General features: G+C 73.8%; 23 protein-coding genes and 1 pseudogene. 15 read left to right on the top strand and 9 right to left on the bottom strand.

Features of this window, described 5'->3' with window-relative positions; all coding sequences use genetic code 11:
* Positions 1-85: 85 nt before the first annotated feature.
* Positions 86-382 carry a type VII secretion target gene (locus tag MRQ36_RS08990; RefSeq protein ID WP_242794448.1) on the bottom strand — a complete coding sequence of 99 codons (297 nt, stop codon included), beginning with the start codon at positions 380-382 and terminating at the stop codon, positions 86-88.
* A 188-nt stretch (positions 383-570) separates the two neighbouring features.
* On the opposite strand from MRQ36_RS08990, the gene MRQ36_RS08985 reads away from it, so the two are divergent.
* The 15 genes and pseudogenes from MRQ36_RS08985 to MRQ36_RS08915 all read left to right on the top strand — a co-directional run bounded on the left by MRQ36_RS08985 (position 571) and on the right by MRQ36_RS08915 (position 14950).
* On the top strand, positions 571-939 hold the full coding sequence (locus MRQ36_RS08985; RefSeq protein WP_242794447.1) for a holo-ACP synthase: 369 nt from the start codon (positions 571-573) through the stop codon (positions 937-939).
* Positions 940-1056: 117 nt separating this feature from the next.
* Positions 1057-2447, top strand: a pseudogene (locus MRQ36_RS08980) (bifunctional ADP-dependent NAD(P)H-hydrate dehydratase/NAD(P)H-hydrate epimerase).
* A gap of 73 nt (positions 2448-2520) precedes the next feature.
* On the top strand, positions 2521-3639 hold the full coding sequence (gene alr / locus MRQ36_RS08975) for an alanine racemase (protein ID WP_242794446.1): 1119 nt from the start codon (positions 2521-2523) through the stop codon (positions 3637-3639).
* Complete coding sequence (locus MRQ36_RS08970) at positions 3636-4739, top strand: alpha/beta fold hydrolase (RefSeq protein ID WP_242794445.1); 1104 nt, start codon at positions 3636-3638, stop codon at positions 4737-4739. Before alr ends, MRQ36_RS08970 begins: the two co-directional genes overlap by 4 nt.
* Before the next feature lie 55 nt (positions 4740-4794).
* Positions 4795-5277, top strand: a complete 483-nt coding sequence (tsaE, locus tag MRQ36_RS08965; RefSeq protein WP_242794444.1) for a tRNA (adenosine(37)-N6)-threonylcarbamoyltransferase complex ATPase subunit type 1 TsaE — start codon at positions 4795-4797, stop codon at positions 5275-5277.
* A 54-nt stretch (positions 5278-5331) separates the two neighbouring features.
* Entirely contained in the window at positions 5332-6033 is a 702-nt protein-coding gene (gene ung / locus MRQ36_RS08960) for a uracil-DNA glycosylase (RefSeq protein ID WP_242794443.1), read from the top strand.
* Between the two features lie 127 nt (positions 6034-6160).
* Entirely contained in the window at positions 6161-6553 is a 393-nt protein-coding gene (locus MRQ36_RS08955) for a hypothetical protein (RefSeq protein ID WP_242794442.1), read from the top strand.
* A gap of 11 nt (positions 6554-6564) precedes the next feature.
* The gene (locus tag MRQ36_RS08950) at positions 6565-7950 is read left to right on the top strand and encodes a radical SAM/SPASM domain-containing protein (protein WP_242794441.1); all 1386 of its coding nucleotides are present in this window, start codon (positions 6565-6567) and stop codon (positions 7948-7950) included.
* Complete coding sequence (locus MRQ36_RS08945) at positions 7943-8818, top strand: hypothetical protein (protein ID WP_242794440.1); 876 nt, start codon at positions 7943-7945, stop codon at positions 8816-8818. Before MRQ36_RS08950 ends, MRQ36_RS08945 begins: the two co-directional genes overlap by 8 nt.
* 73 nt (positions 8819-8891) lie before the next feature.
* Entirely contained in the window at positions 8892-9569 is a 678-nt protein-coding gene (gene tsaB / locus MRQ36_RS08940; protein WP_242794439.1) for a tRNA (adenosine(37)-N6)-threonylcarbamoyltransferase complex dimerization subunit type 1 TsaB, read from the top strand.
* A 55-nt stretch (positions 9570-9624) separates the two neighbouring features.
* On the top strand, positions 9625-10086 hold the full coding sequence (rimI, locus tag MRQ36_RS08935) for a ribosomal protein S18-alanine N-acetyltransferase (protein WP_242794438.1): 462 nt from the start codon (positions 9625-9627) through the stop codon (positions 10084-10086).
* On the top strand, positions 10079-11146 hold the full coding sequence (gene tsaD, locus MRQ36_RS08930) for a tRNA (adenosine(37)-N6)-threonylcarbamoyltransferase complex transferase subunit TsaD (RefSeq protein ID WP_242794437.1): 1068 nt from the start codon (positions 10079-10081) through the stop codon (positions 11144-11146). Before rimI ends, tsaD begins: the two co-directional genes overlap by 8 nt.
* Positions 11143-11397, top strand: coding sequence for a hypothetical protein (locus MRQ36_RS08925; RefSeq protein WP_242794436.1), 255 nt, complete (start codon positions 11143-11145; stop codon positions 11395-11397). The genes tsaD and MRQ36_RS08925 overlap by 4 nt, the downstream gene beginning before the upstream one ends.
* 101 nt (positions 11398-11498) lie before the next feature.
* A complete protein-coding gene (locus MRQ36_RS08920) occupies positions 11499-13205 on the top strand; it encodes an ABC transporter ATP-binding protein (protein WP_242794435.1) in 1707 nt (568 codons plus the stop codon).
* On the top strand, positions 13202-14950 hold the full coding sequence (locus tag MRQ36_RS08915) for an ABC transporter ATP-binding protein (protein WP_242794434.1): 1749 nt from the start codon (positions 13202-13204) through the stop codon (positions 14948-14950). Before MRQ36_RS08920 ends, MRQ36_RS08915 begins: the two co-directional genes overlap by 4 nt.
* A gap of 73 nt (positions 14951-15023) precedes the next feature.
* Here MRQ36_RS08915 and MRQ36_RS08910 read toward each other — a convergent pair whose 3' ends face one another.
* The 8 genes from MRQ36_RS08910 to MRQ36_RS08875 all read right to left on the bottom strand — a co-directional run bounded on the left by MRQ36_RS08910 (position 15024) and on the right by MRQ36_RS08875 (position 24301).
* Positions 15024-15761 (bottom strand): DUF4142 domain-containing protein, encoded by a 738-nt coding sequence (locus MRQ36_RS08910; protein ID WP_242794433.1) that lies wholly within the window; start codon positions 15759-15761, stop codon positions 15024-15026.
* Between the two features lie 194 nt (positions 15762-15955).
* Complete coding sequence (locus MRQ36_RS08905; protein ID WP_242794432.1) at positions 15956-17530, bottom strand: polysaccharide lyase family 1 protein; 1575 nt, start codon at positions 17528-17530, stop codon at positions 15956-15958.
* Between the two features lie 219 nt (positions 17531-17749).
* Positions 17750-18931 carry an ROK family protein gene (locus MRQ36_RS08900; protein WP_242794431.1) on the bottom strand — a complete coding sequence of 394 codons (1182 nt, stop codon included), beginning with the start codon at positions 18929-18931 and terminating at the stop codon, positions 17750-17752.
* Positions 18932-18976: 45 nt separating this feature from the next.
* Positions 18977-20236, bottom strand: coding sequence for a sugar ABC transporter permease (locus MRQ36_RS08895; RefSeq protein ID WP_242794430.1), 1260 nt, complete (start codon positions 20234-20236; stop codon positions 18977-18979).
* A complete protein-coding gene (locus tag MRQ36_RS08890; RefSeq protein ID WP_242794429.1) occupies positions 20233-21054 on the bottom strand; it encodes an ATP-binding cassette domain-containing protein in 822 nt (273 codons plus the stop codon). The genes MRQ36_RS08895 and MRQ36_RS08890 overlap by 4 nt, the downstream gene beginning before the upstream one ends.
* A 118-nt stretch (positions 21055-21172) precedes the next feature.
* Positions 21173-22273 (bottom strand): sugar ABC transporter substrate-binding protein, encoded by a 1101-nt coding sequence (locus MRQ36_RS08885; protein ID WP_242794428.1) that lies wholly within the window; start codon positions 22271-22273, stop codon positions 21173-21175.
* A gap of 275 nt (positions 22274-22548) precedes the next feature.
* The gene (gene ybaK, locus MRQ36_RS08880) at positions 22549-23031 is read right to left on the bottom strand and encodes a Cys-tRNA(Pro) deacylase (RefSeq protein ID WP_242794427.1); all 483 of its coding nucleotides are present in this window, start codon (positions 23029-23031) and stop codon (positions 22549-22551) included.
* Between the two features lie 43 nt (positions 23032-23074).
* A complete protein-coding gene (locus tag MRQ36_RS08875; protein WP_242794426.1) occupies positions 23075-24301 on the bottom strand; it encodes a methyltransferase domain-containing protein in 1227 nt (408 codons plus the stop codon).
* Between the last annotated feature and the right edge of the window lie 8 nt (positions 24302-24309).

Here is a 24309-nt window from a genome sequence, read left to right as displayed (position 1 = left end):
GATGGGCTTCCGGCGGGGGCCGGGCGTCCGGCGGGGCCGGTGGAGGGCCGGCCGGGCCGGGCCGGTGGCCGTCGGTCGGGCCCGGTCACCGGGGCAGCCCGGTGAGGCGGCCGGCGGCGCGGGCGTCGACCGCCTCGTAGCCGTCGGCGGCGGTACGCACGGCCGCCCCGGTCTCCGCCACCCGCGCCGCGAGCGTGCCGCACCAGCGGTGCACCGCCGACTCCAGCTCGACCAGCGCCGCGCCGGCCCGCCACCCGTCCGCCGGCACCACCAGCCCAGCCGCCCCGGCCAGCCCGTACGCCAGCCGGTACGCGTCGTCGTCGAGCGCCCGGGCCACCTCGCGCAGCAGCTCCGGCCGGACGGTGAACGGCTCCTCGCTCATCGGTGCTCCTCCCCGGGATCCCCGGCGCGGGCCGGGCGGTCGACGGGGACGACGCTAGGCAGCCCGGCACCGGGCGGGCCGACCCTGTGGACGAGCGGCGGTGGTCGTACCCCCGGGTCGTCCACAGGCGTTGCCCACCGCGCAGCCGGCGGCTAATCTGCCGCCGCGCCCGCCGGTAGGGTGAGGTCGTGATCGTGGCGGTCGGCATCGACGTCGTGCTGGTGGACCGGTTCACCCGGGCCCTGGCCCGGACGCCGCTGCTGGCCGACCGGCTCTTCACCGAGGCCGAGCGGTTCACCCGCGCCGGCAACCCGCGCTCGCCCGAGTCGATGGCCGCCCGTTTCGCGGCCAAGGAGGCCGTCGCCAAGGCGCTCGGTGCACCGGGCGGGCTGAGCTGGCACGACTGCGAGATCGTGCCGGACCCGGACGGCCGGCCCTGGCTGACCGTCGCCGGCACGGTGGCCGCCGCCGCGACCGAACGCGGGATCAACCGCTGGCACCTGTCGCTGTCCCACGACGGCGGCATCGCCTCGGCCATGGTGGTCGCGGAACGCTGAGCTGACCGGCGGGCCGACCCGCCGGAGGACGGGGTACGCATGAAACCGGTGTGGCGGGTTGCGGACGTACGCGCGGCGGAGGCCGGCCTGATGGCGACCGTGCCGCCCGGGACGCTGATGCAGCGGGCGGCGGCCGGGTTGGCCCGCCGCTGCGCCCTGCTCCTGGCCGACCGGGGCGGGGTCTACGGCGCCCGGGTGCTGCTGCTGGTCGGCTCCGGGGACAACGGCGGCGACACCCTGTACGCGGGCGCCCGCCTGGCCCGGCGCGCGCGCGGCCGTCTCCGCCCTGCTGCTGACCCCCGACCGGGCGCACGCCGACGGGCTGGCCGCGTTCCGGGCCGCCGGCGGCCGGCTGGTGGACCGGCCCCCGGCCCTGGTCGACCTGGTGCTGGACGGGATCGTCGGGATCGGTGGCACCGGCGGGCTGCGGGAGACCGCCGACCAGCTCGCGGCGAGCCTGGTCCGGCACTGCGGGCGGGACGGGCCCGGGCCACCGTGGTGGCGGTGGACGTGCCCAGCGGCGTGGCGGTGGACACCGGGGACGTGCCGCTGACCGAGTCCGGCCGCCCCAGGGCGGTGCGGGCCGACGTGACGGTGGCGTTCGGCGCGCTGAAGCCCGCCCTGGTGGTGGGGCCCGCCGCTGCCCTGGCCGGGCAGGTGGAACTGGTCGACATCGGGCTGGCGCCGTGGCTGCGCGGTACGCCCGCGCTGCGGGTCACCGAGTGGTCGGACGTGGTGGACTGGTGGCCCGGGCTCGGCCCGTCCTCGGAGAAGTACACCCGGGGCGTGGTGGGGCTGGCGACCGGTTCGGCGACCTATCCGGGGGCGGCCGTGCTCTCGGTGGGTGGCGCGCTGGCCGGGCCGACCGGCCTGGTCCGCTACGCGGGCGGGGCGCGGGCGGAGGTGCTGCACCAGCACCCGTCGGTGATCGCCGCCGGCCGGGTCGCCGACGCCGGCCGGGTGCAGGCCTGGGTGTGCGGCTCGGGGCTGGGCACCGGCGAGGAGTCGGCCGCCGAGCTGCGGGCGGTGCTCGCCGCGCCGGTCCCGGTGGTGCTCGACGCCGACGCGCTGACCCTGCTGGTGGACGGCCGGATGGCCGACCGGCTGCGCGGACCGGGACGCCCCGATCGTGGTGACCCCGCACGACCGGGAGTACGCCCGGCTCTGTGGGGAGACCCCGGCGCGGACCGGGTGGCGGCGGCACTGCGGCTGGCCGCCTGGATGAACGCGGTGGTGCTGCTCAAGGGGGACCGCACGGTGATCGGCACGCCCGACGGCCGGGCGTACGTCAACCCGACCGAACCCCGGCGCTGGCCACCGGGGGCACCGGGGACGTGCTGGCGGGGCTGCTCGGCTCGCTGCTGGCGGCCGGGGTGCGGGCCGACCGGGCGGCCGCCGCGGCGGCGTACCTGCACGGGCTGGCCGGCCGGGAGGCGGCCCGGGGTGGCCCGGTGACCGCGCCCGACGTGGCCACCGCGCTGCGTCCGGTGATCGCCCGGCTGTCCTGATCCGGCGACGCGCGGGCCGGGGCGGGTCGCCGCCGAGCCGCGCGGTGATCACCGACGGAAGTAGGCTGGGGTCATGTGGCAGTCGGAGGTGCGCGTCGACCTGGACGCGATCCGGGAGAACGTGGCCCGGCTGAAATCGGGCACCAGCGCCGAACTGATGGCGGTGGTGAAGGCCGACGGGTACGGCCACGGCATGGTCCCGGCCGCCCGGGCCGCCCTGGACGCCGGCGCCGACTGGCTCGGGGTCTGCACCCTCGACGAGGCGTTGACCCTGCGCCGGGAGGGGATCACGGCCCCGGTGCTGGCCTGGCTGCTCGACCCGGGGCTGCCACTGCACGACGGCGTCGCGGTGGGCGTGGACCTGGGCTGCGCCAGCCTGCCGCAGCTGGACGAGATGATCGAGGCGAGCCGGCGGGCGGACCGCCCGGCCCGGCTGCACCTGAAGATCGACACCGGGTTGTCCCGGGGCGGAGCCACCGTCGCCGACTGGCCCACCCTGCTGGAGGCCGCCGCGAAGGCCCAGGCCGACGGCCTGGTCGAGGTGGTCGGGGTGTGGAGCCACTTCGTGTACGCGGACTCGCCCGGCCACCCCACCACGGACCGTCAGCTCGCCGTCTTCCACGAGGGGCTGGCCATGGTCGAGCGGGCCGGCCTGCGCCCCCGCTACCGGCACCTGGCGAACTCGGCCGCCACGCTGACCCGCCCGGACACCCACTTCGACCTGGTCCGGCCGGGCATCGCGATCTACGGCCTCTCCCCGGTGGCCGGCGAGAAGTACGGGCTGCGTCCGGCGATGAGCGCCCGCGCCCGGGTGATGCTGACCAAGCGGGTGCCGGCCGGCACCGGCGTCTCCTACGGCCACACCTATCTCACCGAGACCGAGGCGAACCTGGCGGTGGTGCCGCTCGGCTATGCCGACGGGGTGCCCCGGCACGCCTCGAACACCGGCCCGGTGCAGCTCGGCGGGAAGCGCCGGACCATCTCCGGCCGGGTCTGCATGGACCAGTTCGTGCTGGACTGCGGCGAGGACGAGATCGCCGCAGGTGACGTGGCGACCCTCTTCGGCAGCGGCGCCGACGGTGAGCCGACGGCCGACGACTGGGCCGACGCGGTGGGCACCATCAACTACGAGATCGTCACCCGGTTCGGCGGGGTCCGGGTGCCCCGCGTCTACGACGGCGACCGGCCATGACCTCCCCGTCCCCGTCCCGGTTCCGGATTCCCCGCCCCCGGACGGCGGCCGGGAAGGTCGCCGGGCTGGTCGGGGCCGCGGTCGGCGTGGCCGCCGCCGGGCTCGCCGCGGGCGTGGTGAGCGAACGCGTCCTGGTCCGCCGGCTCAAGGCCGACCCCACCGATCCGTACGCGCACGAGGTCTTCGGTGAGCAGCGGTACGACGAGTCGTACCGGTTCGAGATGCCGGACGGCACCGACATCCACGTCGAGGTGGTCGAGCCGACCCGGCCGGTGCCGGGGCACCCGACGGTGGTGCTGGTGCACGGCTTCTGCCTGGACATGGGGACGTTCCACTTCCAGCGCAAGATGCTCGCCGCGCGGGGCGACTACCGGATCGTCGCGTACGACCAGCCCGGCCACGGCCGCTCGGGCCGGCTCGAGTCCGGCGAGTACGACCTCGCCGCGCTGGGCCGCACCCTGCGCCGGGTGCTCGACGAGACCGCCCCGGAGGGGCCGCTGGTGCTGGTCGGCCACTCGATGGGCGGCATGACGATCATGGCGTTGGCCGAGCTCTATCCGGAGCTGTTCGGCGACCGGGTGGTCGGCACCGTGCTGATGGCCACCTCCGGCGGCCTGGTCGCCGAGACCAAGCTGGTCGCGCCGGCCCTGATCGGTCGGGTCGGCGCCCCGGTGCTCTACATGATGAGCAACGCCACCCGGTACGGCGGCACGATCATCGACAAGGCGCGGCAGTCCACCACCAACGTGGCCTGGCTGCTGACCCGCAAGTACGGCTTCGGCACCCCGAAGCCGAGCCCGGCCCTGGTGTCGTACGTGGAGATGATGAACTCGCGGACGTCGGCCGACACGGTGACCCGCTACCTGCGTACCCTGGCCACCCATTCGCGCTATCCGGCGCTGGCCGCGCTGGCCGACACGCCGGTGCTGGTGATCGTCGGGGACAAGGACATGATCACCCCGGTGACCCACTCGGAGGAGATCGTCCGGCGGCTGCCGCACGCCGAGTTCGTCAAGATCCACGACAGTGGGCACGTGGTGATGCTGGAGCACGCCGACCAGGTCAACACGGCGCTGGAGAGGTTCCTGGAGTCGCTGTGAGCGCGAGGAGTGAGCCGGTTTCGCGAGCCCCGCAGTCGCGAGCGGAGGTGGCGCCGTGACCGTGGTCGTGGAGTTGAAGACCGTCGACGACACGCACGAGTTCGGCCGCCGGCTGGCCGGCGTGCTGCGCGCCGGTGACCTGCTGCTGCTCAGTGGCCCGCTGGGCGCCGGCAAGACCGCGCTCACCCAGGGCATCGGCGCCGGTCTCGGGGTGCGCGGGGACGTCACCTCGCCGACCTTCGTGATCGCCCGGGTGCACCGGCCCGACCCGGAGCGCGGCGGCCGGGTGACCCTGGTGCACGCGGACGCGTACCGGCTGGGGGACGCGGCGGACCCGCGCGCCGAGATCGACGACCTGGACCTGGACGCCTCGGTGGACGAGGCGGTGACCGTGGTCGAGTGGGGCGAGGGGCTGGTCGAGCAGCTGGTCGACGCGCACCTGCGGGTGCGGATCGACCGGCGGGACGACGACACCCGGGTGGTCGCGTTGGAGCCGGTCGGCGGCGACTGGGCGGACCGGCTCGCCACCCTCGACTGAGCGCTGTCGTACCCGCTGCCTAGAGTGCCCGGGACCGACTGCGAAAGGTTGCCGATGCCCGACGACGCGCCCACCCTGGACCTGCTGGCGCTGCTGCCCGACGACTGGCGGGCGGTGCTCACCCCGCACCTCGACCCGGCGCGCACCGCCGCGCTGGCCGAGTTCGTCGCCCGGGAGTACGCGACACAGACCGTCTTCCCGCCGGTCGAGGACCTCTTCTCCGCCTACCGGCTGTGCGGGCCGGCGCAGTGCCGGGTGCTGATCCTCGGGCAGGACCCCTACCACAAGGCGGGGCAGGCGCACGGGCTGAGCTTCAGCGTGCGCGAGGGTGTGTCGGTGCCGCCGTCGCTGCGCAACGTCTTCAAGGAGCTGGGCGAGGACCTGGGCGTGCCAAAGCCGCGCAGCGGCAACCTGGACGGTTGGGCGGCCCAGGGCGTGCTGCTGCTCAACTCGGTGCTCACCGTCCGGCAGGCCACCCCCGGGTCGCACGCGAACTCCGGGTGGGAGGAGTTCACCGACGCCACCATCCGCGCCCTGGACGCCCTCGACCAGCGCGTCGTCTTCCTGCTCTGGGGCGGGTACGCCCGCAAGAAGGCGGCCCTGGTCACCAACCCGCAGCACGTGGTGCTGGAGGCCGGCCACCCCAGCCCGATGAACCCGCGCGGCTTCCTCGGCAGCCGGCCGTTCAGCGCGGCCAACAAGGCCCTCGCCGACGCCGGCCTGCCCACCGTCGACTGGGAACGCTCCGCCGGCTGACCCAGGTCGGCCGTGCGGCGGGTGGGCAGCCGGGCGAGCGTGTCAGCTCAAGGACAGGTCCCTGGACAGTTACGGTTCGTGACATCACCGTCGTGAGCAGTAATCTCCGACCTGAACGAGGTGGCCCATGGCAAAGATCATCAACCTGCGCGCACCGGACTCGATGCGCCTGCACGACCTGCCCGAACGCGAGATCGAGAAGTACGTCACCGAGCAGGCCGACCGGGTCCTCTCCGTGCTCCCGGAGGAGATCCGGCCGGCCGGCGTCAACACCGTCGTCATCGACGCGCTGCGCCCCGGCACGGCGGCGGATCCGGGCGTCTGGGCCGAGTGGAGCCGGGCCTGCTGCGGACACCGCAGTCGGATCGAGGACTTCGAGGAGCCGGTCCTGCAGGAGTGGACCGCCGACGGCAGCCTGGCCCACATCGACGCCCGCGGTCAGCACGTCGAGTCCCAGCTGCGCCACACCACCCTCGAATATCCCGACATGCACCGGGCCGGCGGGGCCGGCGCGGCCTAGGCCCGGCCGCCATGCCACCGGTCGCGCTGACCCTGCACCGGAGCCGGTTCGACCCGGACCGGGTCCGCACCCTGCCCCGCGACGGGCACCTCCTGGTCATCGACCAGGTCTCCGGCCGGTGGACCACGGTCGACCAGCGGGTGGAGCCCCTGCTCCCGCTGGTCGACCAGCCACCGGCGCTGCTGCCCGCCGCCGTCCGGGAGCCGGTCGCCCGGCTCCGCCAACTCCTGCTCGACCAGGGGATCGGGGTGGTCGGTGGGGAGCAACGGTTCAGCGAGCTGAACACGCTGATCCTGAAGCTCACCAACGCGTGCAACCACGCCTGTGCCTACTGCTACGACTTCGAGGTCTTCGAGAAGGCCACCACCATCGACCGGGCGGTCGCGGTGGCCGCGATCGAACAGGCGCTCGAGATCGCGCCGGCCGAGCTGGCGGTGATCCTGCACGGCGGCGAACCGATGCTGCTCTGGCCGCTCATCGAGGACCTGGTGGTCACCGGGGAACGGCTCGCCGCCGAACGCGGCCGGCGGATCCGGTTCGTCGGGCAGAGCAACTTCTCCCGGCTCACCGACCGGGTGGTGGAGTTCTCCGGCGCCCACGACATCGCCTGGGGCGTCTCGGTCGACGGGCCACCGCCGGTGCACGACCTGTTCCGCCGGGACCATCGCGGGCGCGGCACGTACGACGCGTTCGCCTCGGCGCTGGCCCGCTACCCGGACTTCGTCCGCTCGGCCGGCGTGATGAGCACCATCACGGCCGCCAACCAGCGGCTGCTGCTGCCGCTGGCCCGGCACTTCCGCGACGTCGGGATGACCACCTGGGACTGGAGCCTCTTCCAGCCGATCGGGCGCGGGCGCGCCGACGCGGCCCGGTTCGGTCTGGACCCGGCGGTGCTGGCCGAGGCGTGGGAGGAGCTCTTCGGAGCGGTGGAGGGCGGCGAGTTCCCCGGCTTCGCCGTGCTGCCCGTGAAGAAGTACCTGGACAACTTCCTCGCCGGGCCGGGCGGCAACATGTGCCTGCGCGGCGACTGCGGGGCCGCCCGCGACCTGCTCTCGGTCTCCTCGGACGGCACCGTGGAGGCGTGCGACTGCATCGACCCGACCGGCCCGCTCGCCGGGCTCGGCACGGTGGCCGGCGGCCTGGCCGACGCCCGCAGCAGCGACGTGGCCACCACCATCCGGCACCGGGACCTGTCGGCGAGCCGGTGCGCGGACTGCCTATGGCTGGGGGTGTGCGGCGGCACCTGCCTGGCGCACGCGCCCTCGCTCAACGAGGTGTGGGACAGCGGCTGCGCGGTGGCGCTGAGCGCCTTCGACCGGATCTCGCTCTCCCTGGTGCGCGGGGACGGCCTGCTGGACTGGCTGCGCAGCCTGACGGCGGGATGCGCCCATGCGTAGCCTGGCCGCCGCGCTCCAGGAACTCTCCTTCGACCCGCTGCACGCCCGGGTGCTCGGCGACCGTGGTCCGGCGGAGGTCGACGAGTTGGCCGGCTGGCTCGCCGCGGGCGACCCGTACCGGGAGAACCGGCGGATCGGGCAGGCGCTGGCGGCGGTCGGCGGCGACAGCGGGCCGGACGCCGTCCGGCGGGTGCTGGCCCACCAGCTCTGGTGTGCCTGGCGGCAGGCCCGCTGGACGGCGGGGGCGGCCCGGCCACTGCCGACCACGCAGGTGGTGGGCGCCGAGTGGCTGGCCGAGACCGCCGGGCACCCGACGGTGCTGGTGTCCCCGCTGACCGTGCCTGCCCCGGACGCGCTGCACGCCGTGGCCGAGGTCTTCGGTGACCGTCCGCTGGTGGCCTTCGGCGAGGACACCAGCAGCGCCGAACTCCCCGCCGGGGTCCGGGTGCCGGTGGTCTCCGAGGGCAGCGGGGCGCTGCGCCGGATCCTGGCCACCCTGGCCGACGGCGGGGTGCTCTGCACGTATCCGGACTTCGTCTATCCGGGGCGGGGGGTGGAACCGGTCACCCTGTTCGGGCGGCGCCGACCGATCTCCGCGGGCTTCGTCTCGCTGGCCGCCCGACCGGGCACCATGCTGCTCCCGGCGGTGCTGCACCGTCGTGGCGACCGGCTGGTCCTGCGGCTGGAGGAGCCGCTGCTGGTCGGTGACCGTCCCGCCGACCGGGCGTCGGCCCGGGCCGGGCTGCGGCAGGTGCTGGCGGACGTGCTCGCCGCGTTGATCAGCCGGGCACCGGAGCAGTGGCTGCTGCTGCCCACGCTGACCTTCGACAGCCCGCAGCTCGCGCCGCTGCCGGCCGCCGGTCGCTGATCCGGTGGCGGGTCGGCCGACGGAGACGGGGGGTGACGGGGCGTGACCGGGGCGGCGACTAGGCTGGCTTACCGTGCTCGTACTGGTGGTGGACTCCTCGACGCCCGCGGTGACCGCGGCGCTGGTCGAGGTCTCGGCGGACGGCGTCACACCCCGCGCGCAGCGCTGCACCGTCGACGCGCGGGCGCACGGTGAGCTGCTCGCCCCGCAGGTCGACGCGGTGCTGGCCGACGTCGACGCCCGCCCGCGTGACCTGACCGCGATCGTCGCGGGGCTCGGCCCCGGCCCGTTCACCGGGCTGCGGGTGGGGCTGGTCACCGCCGCCACCATGGGGCAGGTGCTCGGCATCCCCACGTACGGTGTCTGCTCGCTGGACGGCATCGGTCACCCGGCGGCGGCCGGCGAGCCGGTGCTCGCCGCGAGCGACGCCCGCCGCCGCGAGGTCTACTGGGCCGTCTACGACGGCGCGGGCCAGCGGATCGCCGGGCCGGACGTGGCGGCCCCCGCGGTCGTCGCCGAGCGGGCCCGCGACCTGGCCGTCACCGTCGCGGTCGGCGACGGCGCGCACCGGTACGCGGACGTGCTCGGCCTGCCGCTGCGGGCCGAGCCGCGCTACCCGGACCCGACGGTGCTGGCCGTGCTGGCCGCGGAGCGGATCCGGGCGGGCGCCCCCGGCGAGCCGCTCACCCCGCTCTACCTGCGTCGCCCGGACGCGGTCGCGGCGACCGGCCACAAGCCGGTCCTACCGTGAGCGCGAGGAGTGCGCCGGGTTTGCGAGCCCCGCAGTCGCGATCCGAGGTGGCACAGTGAGCGAGGTACGACTGGGCCGGTTCCGTTGGTGGCACATCGCGCAGGTGCTGCCGATCGAGGCGGACCTCTTCGGCGCGGAGCAGTGGTCGGCGGCGATGTTCTGGAACGAGCTGGCCAACGGTCACCACTACCTCGTCGCCACCGACGACGACGGCCGCGTCCTCGGCTATGCCGGCCTCGCCGTGGCGCCGCCCGACGAGGCCTGGGTGCAGAACATCGCGGTGCGGCGGGACGCCCAGCGCCGGGGGGTCGGCCGGCTGCTGCTGGAGGCGCTGCTCGCCGAGGCCGCCCGGCGCGGCGCCCGGAGCACGCTGCTGGAGGTGGCGGCGGACAACGGCCCGGCCCAGCGGCTCTACGCCACGTACGGCTTCGAGCCGATCGGGGTGCGGCGCGGCTACTACCAACCCAGCAACACCGACGCGCTGGTCATGCAGCGGAACCAGGAAGATCATGGCTGACGAACCACTGGTCCTCGGGATCGAGACCTCCTGCGACGAGACCGGCGTGGGCATCGTGCGGGGCCACACCCTGCTGGCCGACGCGATCGCCTCCAGCGTGGACGAACACGCCCGGTTCGGCGGCGTGGTGCCGGAGGTGGCGAGCCGGGCCCACCTGGAGGCGATCGTCCCGACCATGGACCGGGCGCTCGCCGAGGCCGGGGTGACGATCGCCGACATCGACGCGATCGCGGTCACCTCCGGCCCGGGGCTGGCCGGTGCGCTGCTGGTCGGGGTGGCCGCCGCGAAGGGTTACGCGCTCGCCGCCGAGAAGCCGGTCTACGGGGTGAACCACCTCGCCGCGCACGTCGCCGTGGACACCCTGGAGCACGGCCCGCTGCCCGAGCCGGCGATCGCCCTGCTGGTCTCCGGTGGGCACTCCTCGCTGCTGCGGGTCGACGACCTGGCCGGGGGCGTCACCCCGCTCGGTGCGACCATCGACGACGCGGCCGGTGAGGCGTTCGACAAGGTGGCCCGGCTGCTCGGGCTGCCGTTCCCCGGCGGGCCGTGGATCGACCGGGAGGCCCGGGCCGGCGACGCGGGGGCGATCGGCTTCCCGCGCGGCCTCACCGCCGCCAAGGACCTCGCCGCGCACCGCTACGACTTCTCCTTCTCCGGGCTGAAGACCGCGGTGGCCCGCTGGGTGGAGGCCCGGCAGCGGGCCGGTGAGCCGGTGCCGGTGGCCGACGTGGCCGCGTCGTTCCAGGAGGCGGTCTGCGACGTGCTGGTCGGCAAGGCGCTGGACGCCTGCCGGACCAGCGGGATCGACACGCTGGTGATCGGTGGGGGAGTGGCGGCGAACTCCCGGCTGCGGGCGTTGGCCGAGCACCGGGCGGCGAAGCACGGGATCCGGGTACGGGTGCCCCGTCCGAAGCTCTGCACGGACAACGGCGCGATGGTCGCCGCGCTCGGCTCGCACCTGGTCGCCTCGGGTGTCGCGCCGAGCCGCCTCGACCTGCCCGCCGACTCCGCCCTGCCGCTGACCACGGTCAGCGTCCGAACCCCGGGACGAGCGTCATGATCGTACGGATGTGGGAGGCGCGGGCGGAGCCGTACGGCTTCGCGGACCTCATCACCTGGGTCTGCGACACCGCGCTGCCCGACTTCGAGCACGACCCGCTGCACCTGTCCAGCGAGGTCTTCTCCTCCACCGACCACCGGGTGGTGGTGATCTCGAAGTGGCGCAGCGGCCCCCGGGACCTGCCGGAGCCGCCGGCCCGGCTGGTGGCCCGGCCGCCGCACTCGTGGGACTTCACCCGGGTCGACCGCTGACCCGGCGGACTCCGGCCGCCAGGATCGCCCCGATGACCAGGCCGGGGTCGGCCGGGAAATCGTTCGCGCCGCGTCGGGCCGGCCGCCTAGCGTCGGGAGACATGCCCGTGTCACCGGCCGGCGACCCCGGCACCCCCGACGACCGGTCCGCCACCCGCTACCTGGTGTGGCTGGCCGGCCGGCACCCTGTCCTGTTCGGCGCGGGCATCGGGCTCGGCGTCGTCTGGATGCTGGCGCAGGCGCTGATGCCGGCCACGGTGGGCCGGGCGATCGACGCCGGCCTGGGTCAACGCGACCCGGACGCGCTGCTCCACTGGGGAGCGGCCCTGCTGGGGCTGGGTGTGCTCCAGGCGGTCACCGGGATGCTCCGGCACCGCTGCGCGGTGCAGAACTGGCTGGCCGCCGCGTACCGGACCGTGCAGGTGACCGTCGAGGCCACCAACCGGCTGGGCGCCGCGCTGCCCCGCCGGGTGGCGGCGGGCGAGGTGGTCAGCATCGGTACGGCCGACATCGGCCAGATCGGGCACGCCGTCGACATCACCGCCCGGGGCACCGGTTCGGTGGCGGCCGTCGTGGCGGTCGCGGTGATCCTGCTGACCGCGTCGGTGCCGTTGGGGCTGGTGGTGGTGCTCGGCGTGCCGCTGCTCATGGGGCTGGTCGGTTTGCTGATCCGGCCGCTGCACCGGCAGCAGCAGGCCTACCGGGACGCGGAGGGCCGGCTGACCGCCCGGGCCGCCGACATCGTCTCCGGGCTGCGGGTGCTGCGTGGGGTGGGCGGCGAGCCGGTGCTCTCCGCGCGCTACCGGGAAGAGTCCCAGGCGTTGCGGGCCGGCGGGCTGCGGGTGGCCCGGGTGGAGTCGTTGCTCCAGGCCGCCCAGATCCTGCTGCCCGGCGTGTTCCTGGTGCTGGTGACCTGGCTGGGGGCCCGCTTCGCGCTGCGCGGCGAGATCAGCGCCGGCCAGCTCGTCGCCTTCTACGGCTACACCGCCTTCCTGGTCAGCCCGTTGCGCAACCTCACCGAGGCGGCCGACAAGCTGACCCGGGGGCACGTCGCCGCCCGCCGGGTGGTCCGGCTGCTCCGGCTCGCCCCGGAGCTGGTCGACCCGGCCCGGCCGGTGCCGCTGCCCGACGGGCCCGGCGAGCTGGTCGACGTCCGGTCGGGGTTGGTGCTGCGGCCGGGACGGTTCACCGCGCTGGCCGCCACCGCGCCCGAGGACGCCACCGAGATCGCCGACCGCCTCGGCCGGTACGTCGAGGGCGACGTGACCCTGCACGGCGTACCGCTGCGGGAGGTGGCACTGGCGACGGTGCGCGAGCGGATCCTGGTGGCCGACAACGACGCGCACCTGTTCACCGGCCCGCTGCTCGCGGAGCTGGACCCGCACGGGACGAGCGACCGGGCCGCCGTCGAGGCGGCCCTGGTCGCGGCGAGCGCGACGGACATCGTGGCCGCGCTCCCCGCCGGGCTGGACAGCCCGGTGGCGGAGCGGGGCCGGGAGTTCTCCGGGGGGCAGCGGCAGCGGCTGCTGCTGGCCCGCGCGCTGGTGGCCGACCCGGAGACGCTGATCCTGGTGGAGCCGACCAGTGCGGTGGACGCGCACACCGAGGCGCGGATCGCGGACCGGCTGGGTGCGGCCCGGCGCGGCCGCACCACGCTGGTCTGCACCACCAGCCCGTTGATGCTGGGCCGGGCCGAGCACGTGGTCTTCGTGGAGGACGGCAAGGTGGTGGCCACCGGCCGGCACGACGAGCTGCTCGCCACCGAGCCGCGCTACGTGGCCACGGTGAGCCGGGAGGAGGACGCGTGAGCACCGCACTGCCCGTCGCCGACGCCGACCAGGTCCGGCGGTACGCCCGTACCCTGGTCCGCCGGCACCCGCGCGGCCTGGCCGTGGCCCTCGGCCTGCACGCGCTCGCCGCCGCGACCGGCCTGGTCGCGCCGCGGCTGCTCGGCGACCTGGTGGAGGGCATCTCACGCGGCGTCGGCACGGTGACCGTGGACCGGATCGCGCTGGCCATCGGCGGTTTCGTGGTGGTCCAGTCGGTGCTGGTGCGCTTCGCGCACCTGGCCTCGGCCCGGCTCGGTGAGCGGGTGCTGGCCGAGCTGCGGGAGGACTTCGTCGACCGGGTGCTCGCGCTGCCCTTGTCCACCGTGGAGCGTGCCGGGACCGGTGACCTGCTCACCCGGACCTCGCGGGACGTCTCCGCGCTGTCCCGGACGGTCCGGTTCGCCGTGCCGGAGACGCTGATCGCGGTGGTGACCGTGGCGCTGATCCTCGCCGCGCTGCTGCTGACCGGCCCACTGCTGGCGCTGCCCTGCCTGCTCGCGGTGCCGGTGCTGTGGGTCGGCACCCGCTGGTACCTGCGCCGGGCGCCGGCCGGCTATCTGCGGGAGAACGCCGCCTACTCGGACATCACCGACGGGATCAGCGAGACCGTCGAGGGGGCGCGGACCACCGAGGCGCTGCGCCAGCAGGCCCGCCGCCGGGCGCGCAGCGCCGCCGACATCCGCCGGTCGTACGCGGCCGAGCGCTACACCCTGTATCTGCGGACGGTCTTCTTCCCGGTCGCCGAGATCGGGTACGTGGTGCCGGTGTCGGCCACCCTGGTGATCGGCGGCTGGTTCCACCTGAAGGGCTGGGTCAGCCTCGGGCAGGTCACCGCGGCGACGCTCTATGTCCAGCAGCTCGTGGACCCGATCGACCGGCTGCTGTCCTGGCTGGACGAGTTCCAGGTCGGCGGGGCCTCGATGGCCCGGCTGCTCGGGGTCTCCGAGGACCGGCCCGCGTCGCCGACCGCCCCCGCCGGCCCCGTGCCGACGGACGGGGACCGTGGCGTCGCCGCCCACGACGTGCGGTACGCCTACCGGGAGGGCCACGACGTGCTGCACGGGGTGACCCTGGTGCCCCGGCCGGGGGAGAAGCTGGCCATGGTCGGCCCCTCGGGCGCCGGCAAGTCGACCCTCGGCCGGCTGCTGGCCGGGGTGCACGCGCCCCGGTCCGGTGCGGTCACCGTGGCCGGCCGGTCCCTGGCGGAGCTGCCCCTGGACGAGCTGCGCGGCCACGTCGCCCTGGTCACCCAGGAGCACCACGTCTTCATCGGCACCCTGGCGGAGAACGTGGCGATGGTCCGCCCCGGTGCGGACCCGGCGCAGGTACAGGACGCGTTGGCCGCCGTCGACGCGCTGGACTGGGCCGACGGGCTCCCCGACGGGCTGGACACGGTGGTCGGTGCGGGCGGCCATCCGCTCTCCCCGGCGCAGGCGCAGCAGCTCGCGCTGGCCCGGCTGGTGCTGGCCGACCCGCACACCCTGGTCCTCGACGAGGCCACCTCGCTGATCGACCCGCGGGCCGCCCGGGAGCTGGAACGGTCGCTGGCGGCGGTGCTGCACGGCCGGACGGTGGTCGCCATCGCGCACCGGCTCTTCTCCGCGCACGACGCGGACCGGGTCGCGGTCGTCGAGGACGGCCGGATCACCGAGCTGGGTTCGCACGACGAGCTGGTCGCCGCCGACGGTGCGTACGCCGCCCTCTGGCGCTCCTGGCACGGCTGACCCATAAGGAGGGGCCCCCTGTACAACGGATTCCGTTGTACAGGGGGCCCCTGTTAACACCTGCGGGCCGGCGTCAGGTGCGGCGCATGATGCGATAGGTGGCGAAGCCGCCGGTGGCCAGCGCGGCGAGGAAGACCAGCCAGACGACGGTGGTGCTGACCTCGACGCCGCGACCCGAACCGACGTTGGCGGCGGCCGCAGCGACCAGCGAGTCGCTCTGCGCGGGCGGGAGCGCGGCCGGCGGGAGCTGCTGCCAGCGGACCAGTCCGGTGCTCTCCAGCATCGACATGTGGTCGTTGACGAACTTGTTGGCCTCCTCGGCGAGCTTGCGCACGATCGGGTCACGGGTGCTGGCCCGGACCGCTCCGATCACCGGGAAGATGTTGCCGTGCGCGACCCGGAGCCGGGTCACGAAGATCTGGTCGAACTGGTTGCCGGTGGCGTTCTGCATCTCGGTCAGCCAGCCCTGCTGCTGGGTGGTCGGCGTGGTCGGCAGGACGGCGCCGAGCTTGTTGGCCGCCTCCACCACGAGCTGGTCGAGGACGCCGTGCTGCCGGGAGATCTCGGCGCCGATCTCGCGTACCCGCTTGGACTGGCCCTTCTCGGCGGCCATGTTCCCGGCCGGCATCTCCCAGAGTCCGGCCAGCCGTACGCCGTTGAGCAGGGTCATGTCGGCGGCGTTCATCTGCTGTCCCGGCGCGGGTGCGGCCAGGGCGGTCGCGGGCAGGACGCCGAGCCCGGCGACCAGGGTGACGAGCAGCACCGCCACCCGGTGCGCTGCCCGGCGGTGTGCGGATTCCAGCGGTGCCATGGGTTGCGGTGCCTCCTCGGTCCGGGCCGGTACGCGGGTGTCGCGGACGGGCCGTGGCGCCCGTCCGGACACTGGTACGGATCACGGGTTCGATCAGTTCACCGGCGGGCGGGGCGGCTGTCGGAGTACGCCGGCGGGGGCCGTCCGGCTGGACGGCCCCCGCGTCGGTCGGACCGGGCGGCGGGGTGGTCCCGCTAGCGGGCGTACGTCTCGAACTCGGCGACCTTCGGGGTGCCGGTCGAGCTGACGATCCTGAAGGTGATCTTGCTCAGCGAGGTCGGGGTGAAGGTGACGGTGCCCGCTCCGGTGCCGGCGGCCAGGACCGCCCCGGTGTCGTGGTTGACGAGCTGCCAGGACCGGATGGCGCCGACCGAGCCGGACGCTTCCCGGATGACGACCCGGGACACCCGGGTGGGGGCGCCCCACTTGATCGAGATGTCACCGGTCGCGCCGGCCGGCGACCACCAGGTGCCCAGGTTGCCGTCGCGTACGTTGCCGTAGCTCGTCCCGTCGGCCTTGCTGGAGCCGTCGGCACCGGCACCGAGGCTCAGGTTGGGGCCGCTGGGCGCGGTGGGCGTCGGCGTGGGGCTGGTGGGCGTCGGGCTCGGTCCCGTCGGCGTCGGCGTCGGCGTCGGGCCGGTCGGCGTCGGCGACGGTGACTGCGGCGAGCAGCTGCCGTTCGACACCTTCAGGCCGGTGTTGGCGCCGGCGGTCTGGCGGACGATCTCCGGCACGCAGCTCGCCGCGTCGAGGGTGTAGGCGTAGGGGATGCTGACGCTGGTGTTGGACCGCGGGTCCGGGCCGGCCGGGTGGTTCTCGGTGCCCGGGGCCGACCAGGTCACGTTGTCGTAGATGTTGCCGCTGACCTGCCAGTACCCGAGGGCGTCGGTGTAGAAGGTGCCGAGGACGTCCTTGGAGTCCTCGAAGTAGTTGTTCTCCACCTTGGCGTGCGCGCCGGCCCGCGAGTTGATGCCGGACTTGACCAGCCCCACGTAGTGGTTGTCGTACATGTGGGCCGTGCCGCCGCGCAGCAGGGGCACCCGGGAGTCGATGTTCTCGTAGCGGTTGTGGTGGAACGTGAGGTAGCTGTTCGACAGGTCGCTCTCGCTGGACCCGATCAGGCCACCCCGACCGGAGTTGCGCAGGATGCTGTACGACAGCGTCACGTACTGCGTGTCGTCCTTCATGTCGAAGAGGCCGTCGAAGCCCTCGGCCTCGCCGCCGGACGCCTCCAGGGTGGCGTGGTCGACCCAGACGTTGCGGACGGTGCTCTCCATGCCGATGGCGTCGCCGCCGTTGGAGGTGGGCGAGCCCGACTTCTTGACGTTCCGGACGGTCACGTTCTGGATGATGATGTTGCTGGCGTCCCGGATGTGGATACCGAGCTGGTCGAAGATCGCGCCGCTGCCGACCCCGATGATGGTGACGTTGCTGATCTGCTTGAGTTCGATCAGGCCGTCGGCGGTGTTGCAGCTGCTGCCGGAGACCTTGCTCGTGTTGCCGTGGTTGATGGTGCCCTCGACCTCGATGGTGATCGGGGTGCTGCTGCTGGCCCGGTTGCACAGGGCGGCATGGATCTGCGTCCCCGTGGTGGCCCGTACGGTCTGTCCGCCCGCTCCGCCGGTGGTCCCGCCGTTGCGGGTCGCGTAGCCGGTGGCGGTGCCGGCCGCCGCCGACGCCTGGGGGGTCGGGAGTGCCGCGCCGACGGCGACCCCGACGGCCGTCGTCGCCAGTGCCGCCTGGAGTCCTCGTGCGAGTGGTCGTCTCATCCTCGCCTCACCTCTGTCCTCGACTGCTGTGGTGGCTGCTGCCTGTCGTGGACACCCGACGCGGTCCCCGCGGCGACGGGGGTGGGTCGGGTGGCCGTGCGTGGTCGTCTGCGGGGACGACCCGGCAAGACTGGAAAGCGCTTTCCACGGTGAGAATAGAGTCACATCTGTCAATGTGGCAAGACCTCGCGCCGGAGCGGCCGGGTCGACGGTCGACGGTCAGGCGGCGTCGAGCGGGTCGGCGAGCAGCCGCTCGAAGGCCAGCTCCGCCGCCCCGACCAGCGGCGCGTCCTCGCCCAGCTTCGGCGTACGCAGCCGCACGTGCTCCAGGCACGCACCCAGACCCACCTGGTGCAGCCGGCTGCGGACCTGCGCGGCGGCGGCCAGGTAGAGGTCCCGCATCGTGCCGCCGAAGATGACCATCTCCGGGTTGAAGATGTTGACCAGGTTGCCGACGCCGAAACCGAGCCAGTCGCCGGCCTGGCGTACCGCGACCTGCGCGCGGGCGTCACCCCGGTCGGCGGCGTCGAAGACGGCCACCAGCGCGTCCCGGCCCCGCGCGTCGGAGCGGCCGGCGGCGCGGAGCAGCCCGTACTCGCCGATCTCGGTCTCCCAGCAGCCCCGCGAGCCGCACTCGCAGCGGGCACCGTCGCGGACCACCACCATGTGGCCGACCTCGCCGCCGTAGCCGCCGTGGCCGGTGAGCCGCCGCCCGCCGGCGATGATGCCGGCACCGACGCCGACGTCCCCGTACAGGTAGATGACGTTGTCGCAGCCGGCCGCGACGCCCCGGGCGTGCTCGGCGAAGGCCGCCACGTCCGCCACGTTGCCGACCGTGATCGGTACGTCGATGCCGAGTTCGTCGGCGAGGGCCGCGCCGATCGGCTCGTCCACCCAGCCGGTGGTGGGGCCGAGCCGGACCAGACCGTCGGCCTTGCGGACCATGCCGCAGACCGCGACGCCCGCCCCCACGCAGAGCGCGTCGGGCGGCACGTGCTGGTGCATCTCCTTGAGCGCGCCGGCCAGCAGCGGCGCGGTCTCCCCGGCGTCCAGGCCGCGCGGCCGTTCCAGCTCCCGGCGGTCGAGCACCTCACCGCCGAGACCGACCCGCGCGGCCCGCAGCCGGTCCACCTCGATCGAGTACGCGTACGCGTAGACCCGGTCCGACGCGGGCCGGACGACCAGTGACGGTCGTCCGGCCCGGCCGGTCTCCTTCGGCGTCCCCTCGCTGACCAGACCGGCGCCGGCCAGGTCGGCGGTCAGCGCGCCGATGGTGCTGCGGTTGAGCCCGAGCGTGGTGGTGAGTTCCGCGCGGGTGGTCGCGCCGTGGACGTGCACGTGTCGCAGCAGCGCGCCGAGGTTCTGCCGCCGGATCTCGTCCTGGCTCGGTCCTACCCGCATGGTTTTCGGTACTCCGTGTCCCCGCTGGTCAGCGTCTACCCGGACTCAGCGGACGCCGGTGGCGGCCGAGCGGCGGCGCGACAGCGCGTCGACACCTGCGGCCAGCAACAGCACCAGGCCGGTGAAGATGTACTTCAGGCCGGAGCTGAGGTTGAGCAGTCCCATGCCGTTGATGATGACAGCCACCACGGCGCCGCCGAGCACCGCGTTGATCATCCGGCCCTTGCCGCCGAAGAGACTGGTGCCACCGATGACGGCTGCGCCGACCGCGTAGAGCAGGACGTTGCTGCCGCCGGTGTTCGGGTCGACCGACCGGTCCTTGCTGGCGGCGATGATGCCGCCGATCGCGGCCATGGCGGAGCAGATGATGAAGGCGGAGATCTTCAGGCGGTCCACGTTGATGCCGGCCCGCCGCGCCGCCTCGGCGTTGCCGCCGACCGCGTAGAGGTGCCGGCCGTATCCGGTGCGGTTGAGCACGAAGGTCCAGAAGACCAGCAGCACCGCGATGATCGGCACGACCACCGGCATGCCCTTGTTGGAGGTGATCAAAGGGTTGATACTGCGCTCCTGGTTGAGCACGTACACGGCGAAGCCGAGCAGCACGGCGAGGCCGACGATCCGGGCGCCGATCACGGCGATCGGGTCGGTGAGCAGGCCCCGGGCCACCCGGTTGCGGTGCCGTAGCAGCTGCGCGCCGGCATACCCGAGGACCGCGACGGCGGCGAGCAGCCAGCCGACCAGCGGCGGGATGCGGCCGTTCTCGATACCGACGATCACCTCGTCGTCGATCGAGATGTTCGTGCCCTCCTTCATCAGCAGCAGCACGATGCCCTGGAAGGCGAGGAAGCCGGCCAGGGTGACCACGAAGGAGGGGATGCCGACCTTGGCGACCAGGAAGCCGATGATGAGGCCGATGACCGCGCCGGTGACCAGGGCGGCGAGCACCGCCACGTACCAGGGGTAGCCGAGCACGGTGACCACGTTGGCCAGGATGGCCGCGCAGACACCGCTGGCGAAGCCGGCGGAGAGGTCGATCTCGCCGAGCAGGAGTACGAAGATCAGGCCCATCGCGATCACGGTGACCGCGGCGCCCTGGGTGAACAGGTTCGCGAAGTTCGCCGCCGAGAAGAAGACCGGCCGGACGATCGCGAACACCAGGCAGAGCACGACGAGGCCGATGACGGCGGGCAGGGAGCCGAGGTCGCCACCGCGTACCCGGCCGAGGTAGTTGCGGACGTGGTCGCCGACGGTGGGTGCCGGGGCGACGGCCGCCGGCCCTTCCTTCTTCACGACGGTGGTGGTCATCGGACGGCTCCTGGGGTCGCGTCGGCCGGCTCGCTGCCGTTGCCCGTGCTGCCGCCGCCCTCGGCTCCGAGGCCGAGGTTGCCGGAACGGCCGGCGGTGATCAGCTCGACCACCTGCGAGTGGGTGATGTCGGTGGTCTTCACCTGGGCGACCATCTGGCCGAGATAGAGCGCGGCGATCCGGTCGGAGACGGCGAAGACGTCGTTCATGTTGTGCGAGATGAGCACCACGGCCAGTCCCCGGTCGGCGAGCCGGCGGACCAGCTCAAGCACCTGGGCGGTCTGCGCGACACCGAGCGCGGCGGTCGGCTCGTCGAGGATGACCAGTTTGCTGTTCCAGAGCACCGCCTTGGCGATCGCGACGGTCTGCCGCTGCCCGCCGGAGAGGCTGGAGACGTGCTGGCGCAGCGACTTGACCGTCCGGACGCTGAGGCCGGCCAGGGTCTCGGCGGCCATCTGCTCCATGGTCGGCTCGTCGAGCACGAGCCCGCTGCGCTTCTCCCGGCCGAGGAACATGTTCTGCACGATGTCGAGGTTGTCGCAGAGCGCGAGGTCCTGGTAGACGACCTCGATGCCCAGCGCCGCGGCGTCCCGGGGGCTGTTGATGTGCACCCGGTTGCCGTCGAAGAGGAACTCGCCGCCGTCCGTCGGGTAGATGCCGCTGATGCACTTGACCAGGGTGGACTTGCCGGCGCCGTTGTCGCCGACCAGCGCGGTCACCTCGCCGGGATGAGCGGCGAAGGAGACGTCGCGCAGGACCTGGACGGGACCGAAGCTCTTGTCGATCCCGCGCAGTTCCAGCAGGGGGGTTGCGGACACGGGGGTCTCCTTTTGCGCGGAGGGGAGATCTCGGAGCCCGTCCGGTGGCGGGCCACTGCCCGGCACGGTGGTCACCGTGCCGGGCAGCAGCGCCTGGAGCGGGGTTGACGCGGACGGGTCAGCTGATGCCGGCGTCGGTGCAGAGCTTGGCGTACGCCCCGGCGCAGAGCTCGTCCTTGGTCACGAAGCCGTCGGCGACGACGTCCTTGACGTTGTCCTTGTAGATGGCCTTCGGGGTCAGCAGCACGGAGGCCACCTCACGGCCACCCTCCGGGTCCTTGACCGTCTGGCCGGTCTCCTTCTTCTCCCCCTTGGCCAGGGAGATGGCCAGGTCGGAGGCGGCCTTCGCCTCCTCCTTGATCGCCTTGTAGACGGTCATGCACTGGTCACCGGCGAGGATGTTCTGCAGGCCCTGCTTGGTCGCGTCCTGGCCGGTCACCGGCACCTTGCCGTTGAGCTTGTTCTTCTTCAGCACCGAGATGGCCGCGTTGCCGAGGCCGTCGTTGGCGGCGAGCACCCCGTCGATCTTGCCCTTGGTCTGGGTGAGCATCTGCTCGAAGATCACGCCGGCCTGCGCGTTGTCCCAGTCCGGAACCGCCTGGTCCGGGCCCTTGGTGTACTCCTTCGAGTCGAACTTCGGCTTCAGGACCGAGTCGTACCCGTTCTTGAACAGGGTGGCGTTGTTGTCGGTCGGCGAGCCGTTGAGGTAGGCCACGACCGGGTTCTTGGCGCCCTTGTCGGTCAGGCACTTGCTCAGGCCCTCGCCCTGGAGCTTGCCGACCGCCTCGTTGTCGAAGCTGACGTAGTACTGCGCGGAGCCACCCAGGGTGAGCCGGTCGTAGTCGATGGTGGCGACGCCCTGGGACTTCGCCTTGTCGAGTACGGCCTTGCCGGTGCCGGAGTCCAGGTTGACGATCATCAGCGCGGTCACGCCGTTGGTCAGCATGCCGTCGGCGATGGTGGAGAAGGCGGACTTGTCGCCCTGGGCGTTCTGGATGGTGTAGTCGACGCCGGCCGCCTTGAAGGCCTCCTCCAGGAACTTGCGGTCCGCGCCCTCCCAGCGGGCGGAGGACTTGCTGTCCGGGAGGATCACGCCGATCTTCGGCTTCTTGGCGCTGCCGCCGGCGTCGTTGCTGTCGGAGGAGTTGTCGCCGCAGGCGGCCATGCTGCCGGTGGCCAGGAGGCCGACGGCGGCGAAGGTGAGGAAGCCCTTGCGCATCTGCACGGGTCCTTTCGGGGGTGGGGGAGTCTGAACCGGTGTTTTGTTGTGTCCGGCAACGTATTCCGGATCACAGCGGACGCGCAAGACTGCCGAGGTCAGAAGTTTGTTGGCAGCGGTAACAATTCAGCAACGCGGTTGTCACCCCCGCGCCATCCCGCAGAGAGCGCTTCCCACGGGAGCGCTGGTGGTCGCCCGGCGATCATGGGATTGGCGGCGGTCCCGATCTCCCGTGGCGCCGTCAACCTCATGATCGACGCGACGGAGGGGGGAGGTCAGAGGGTGGTGGAGAGGGGGGCCGTCAGGGCGTCGGTGAGGGTGATCAGGTCGGTGGGGGCGAGTTGGAGTTGGAGGCCGCGGCGGCCGGCCGAGACGTAGATGGTCGGGTGGGCCAGGGCCGAGGCGTCGAGGACGGTGGGGAGGCGGCGGCGCTGGCCGAGCGGGCTGATGCCGCCGCGGACATAGCCGGTGGCCCGCTCGGCGACCGTGCGGTCGGCCATGGTGGCCCGCTTGCCGCCGACGGCGGCGGCCAGCGCCTTGAGGTCCAGCTCGCCGGTGACCGGGACGACGGCCACCGTCAGCGCGCCGTCGACCTCGGTGACCAGCGACTTGAACACCCGCTCCGGGGGCACCCCGAGGGCCGCCGCGACCAGCGCGCCGTAGTTCGGCGCGTCCGGCGACACGTCGTACGGGTGGGTGCTGTGGCTGATCTTCCGCTTGGTCAGCAGCGCCGTCGCCGGAGTGCCCTGTCCCGCCATGCCGACAAGCTAACCCGGGCCCGGCCGGCGGGCGAGTCGAAAATCAGCCGGCCACCGGTCGGCCGACCAGCACCGTCGGCGCACCGGCCACCCGGGTCAGCACCAGGCTCGCCGCCGCGTCGCCGGCCAGCCGCAGGTCCCGCCGCAGCTGCTCGGGCTCCAGTGCCGACCCGCGCTTGAGGATCTCCACCCGGCCCACCCGGCGGTCCCGCAGCAGCGCGCGCAGCCGCTTCAGCGAGAACGGCAGCACGTCGGTGACCTCCAGGCAGCGGGCGAACGGGGTCGGGACGGCGGTGTCCGCGTAGAGGTAGGCGATGGTCGGGTCGCCCAGGGTGGCGTCCAGCTCCCCGGCCAGCTCGGCCACGAGGTGCGCGCGGACCACCGCCGGGTCCGGGTCGTACAGGAAGCGCCGGACCGGCCCGACGGCCGCCTCGGCGTCCCCGTCGCCGGTGAGCTGGTGGGCGCGGTTCCCTCCGCTGCCGGCGGCGTCGGCAGCCGGCCGTTCCTTCTCGCGGAGCAGGGTGGCGCGGCGGGGGAGTTCGGCCAGCCGGCCGCACCAGAGGGTGGCCTCGACCAGGTCGCCGTCGACGCTGACCCACTCCGCCTCCGCGCCGGCCGGGATCAGCGCGTGGTCCAACCCCGGCGCCACCTTCACCACCGGGTACGGCACCCGCTTGGCCAGCCCGGTGACGAAGTCCCACGGCGGCGAGTAGGAGTTCGGGTCGAAGATCCGCCGGCCGGTGCCGGCCTTCCGGCGCGCCGGGTCGCAGAAGACCGCCTCCACCCGGGTCACGTCGAACGCGGTCGCGTCCCCGCACTCGACGGTGAACAGCTCGGCCAGCCCGGCGGCCTCGGCGTTCGCGGCGGCCATCGCGGCGGTGGTCGGGTCGGCCTCCACCCCGTACACCCGGATGCCGGCGCGGGCCGCGGCCAGCGCGTCCGCGCCGAGGCCGCAACCGAGGTCGGCGAGGGTCCGCACGCCGGCCGCCCGCAGCCGCGCGGCCCGCCGGTCGGCGACCACCCGGCGGGTGGCCTGCTCCAGCCCGGCGCGGGTGAAGAACATCCGGGCCGCGTCCGGCCCGAACTTGCCGACCGCGCGGCGGCGCAGCTCCGCCTGGGTGAGCGCGGCGGCGGCCAGGTCGGCCGGGATCCCGGTGGAGCGCAGCCGGGCCGCCGCGTTCAGCGGGTCGCCGCCGGCCAGCCCGGCGGCCGTCGCGAGCGCGGCCACCCCCTCGGGGGTACGCAGGTCGCCGAACTGGTCCAGATCCACGCCCCCAT

The organism is Micromonospora sp. R77 (assembly GCF_022747945.1).
Classification (GTDB): domain Bacteria; phylum Actinomycetota; class Actinomycetes; order Mycobacteriales; family Micromonosporaceae; genus Micromonospora.
The sequence above is the reverse complement of the archived record's forward strand: the minus strand, read 5'-3'. Positions and strand labels throughout refer to the sequence as shown.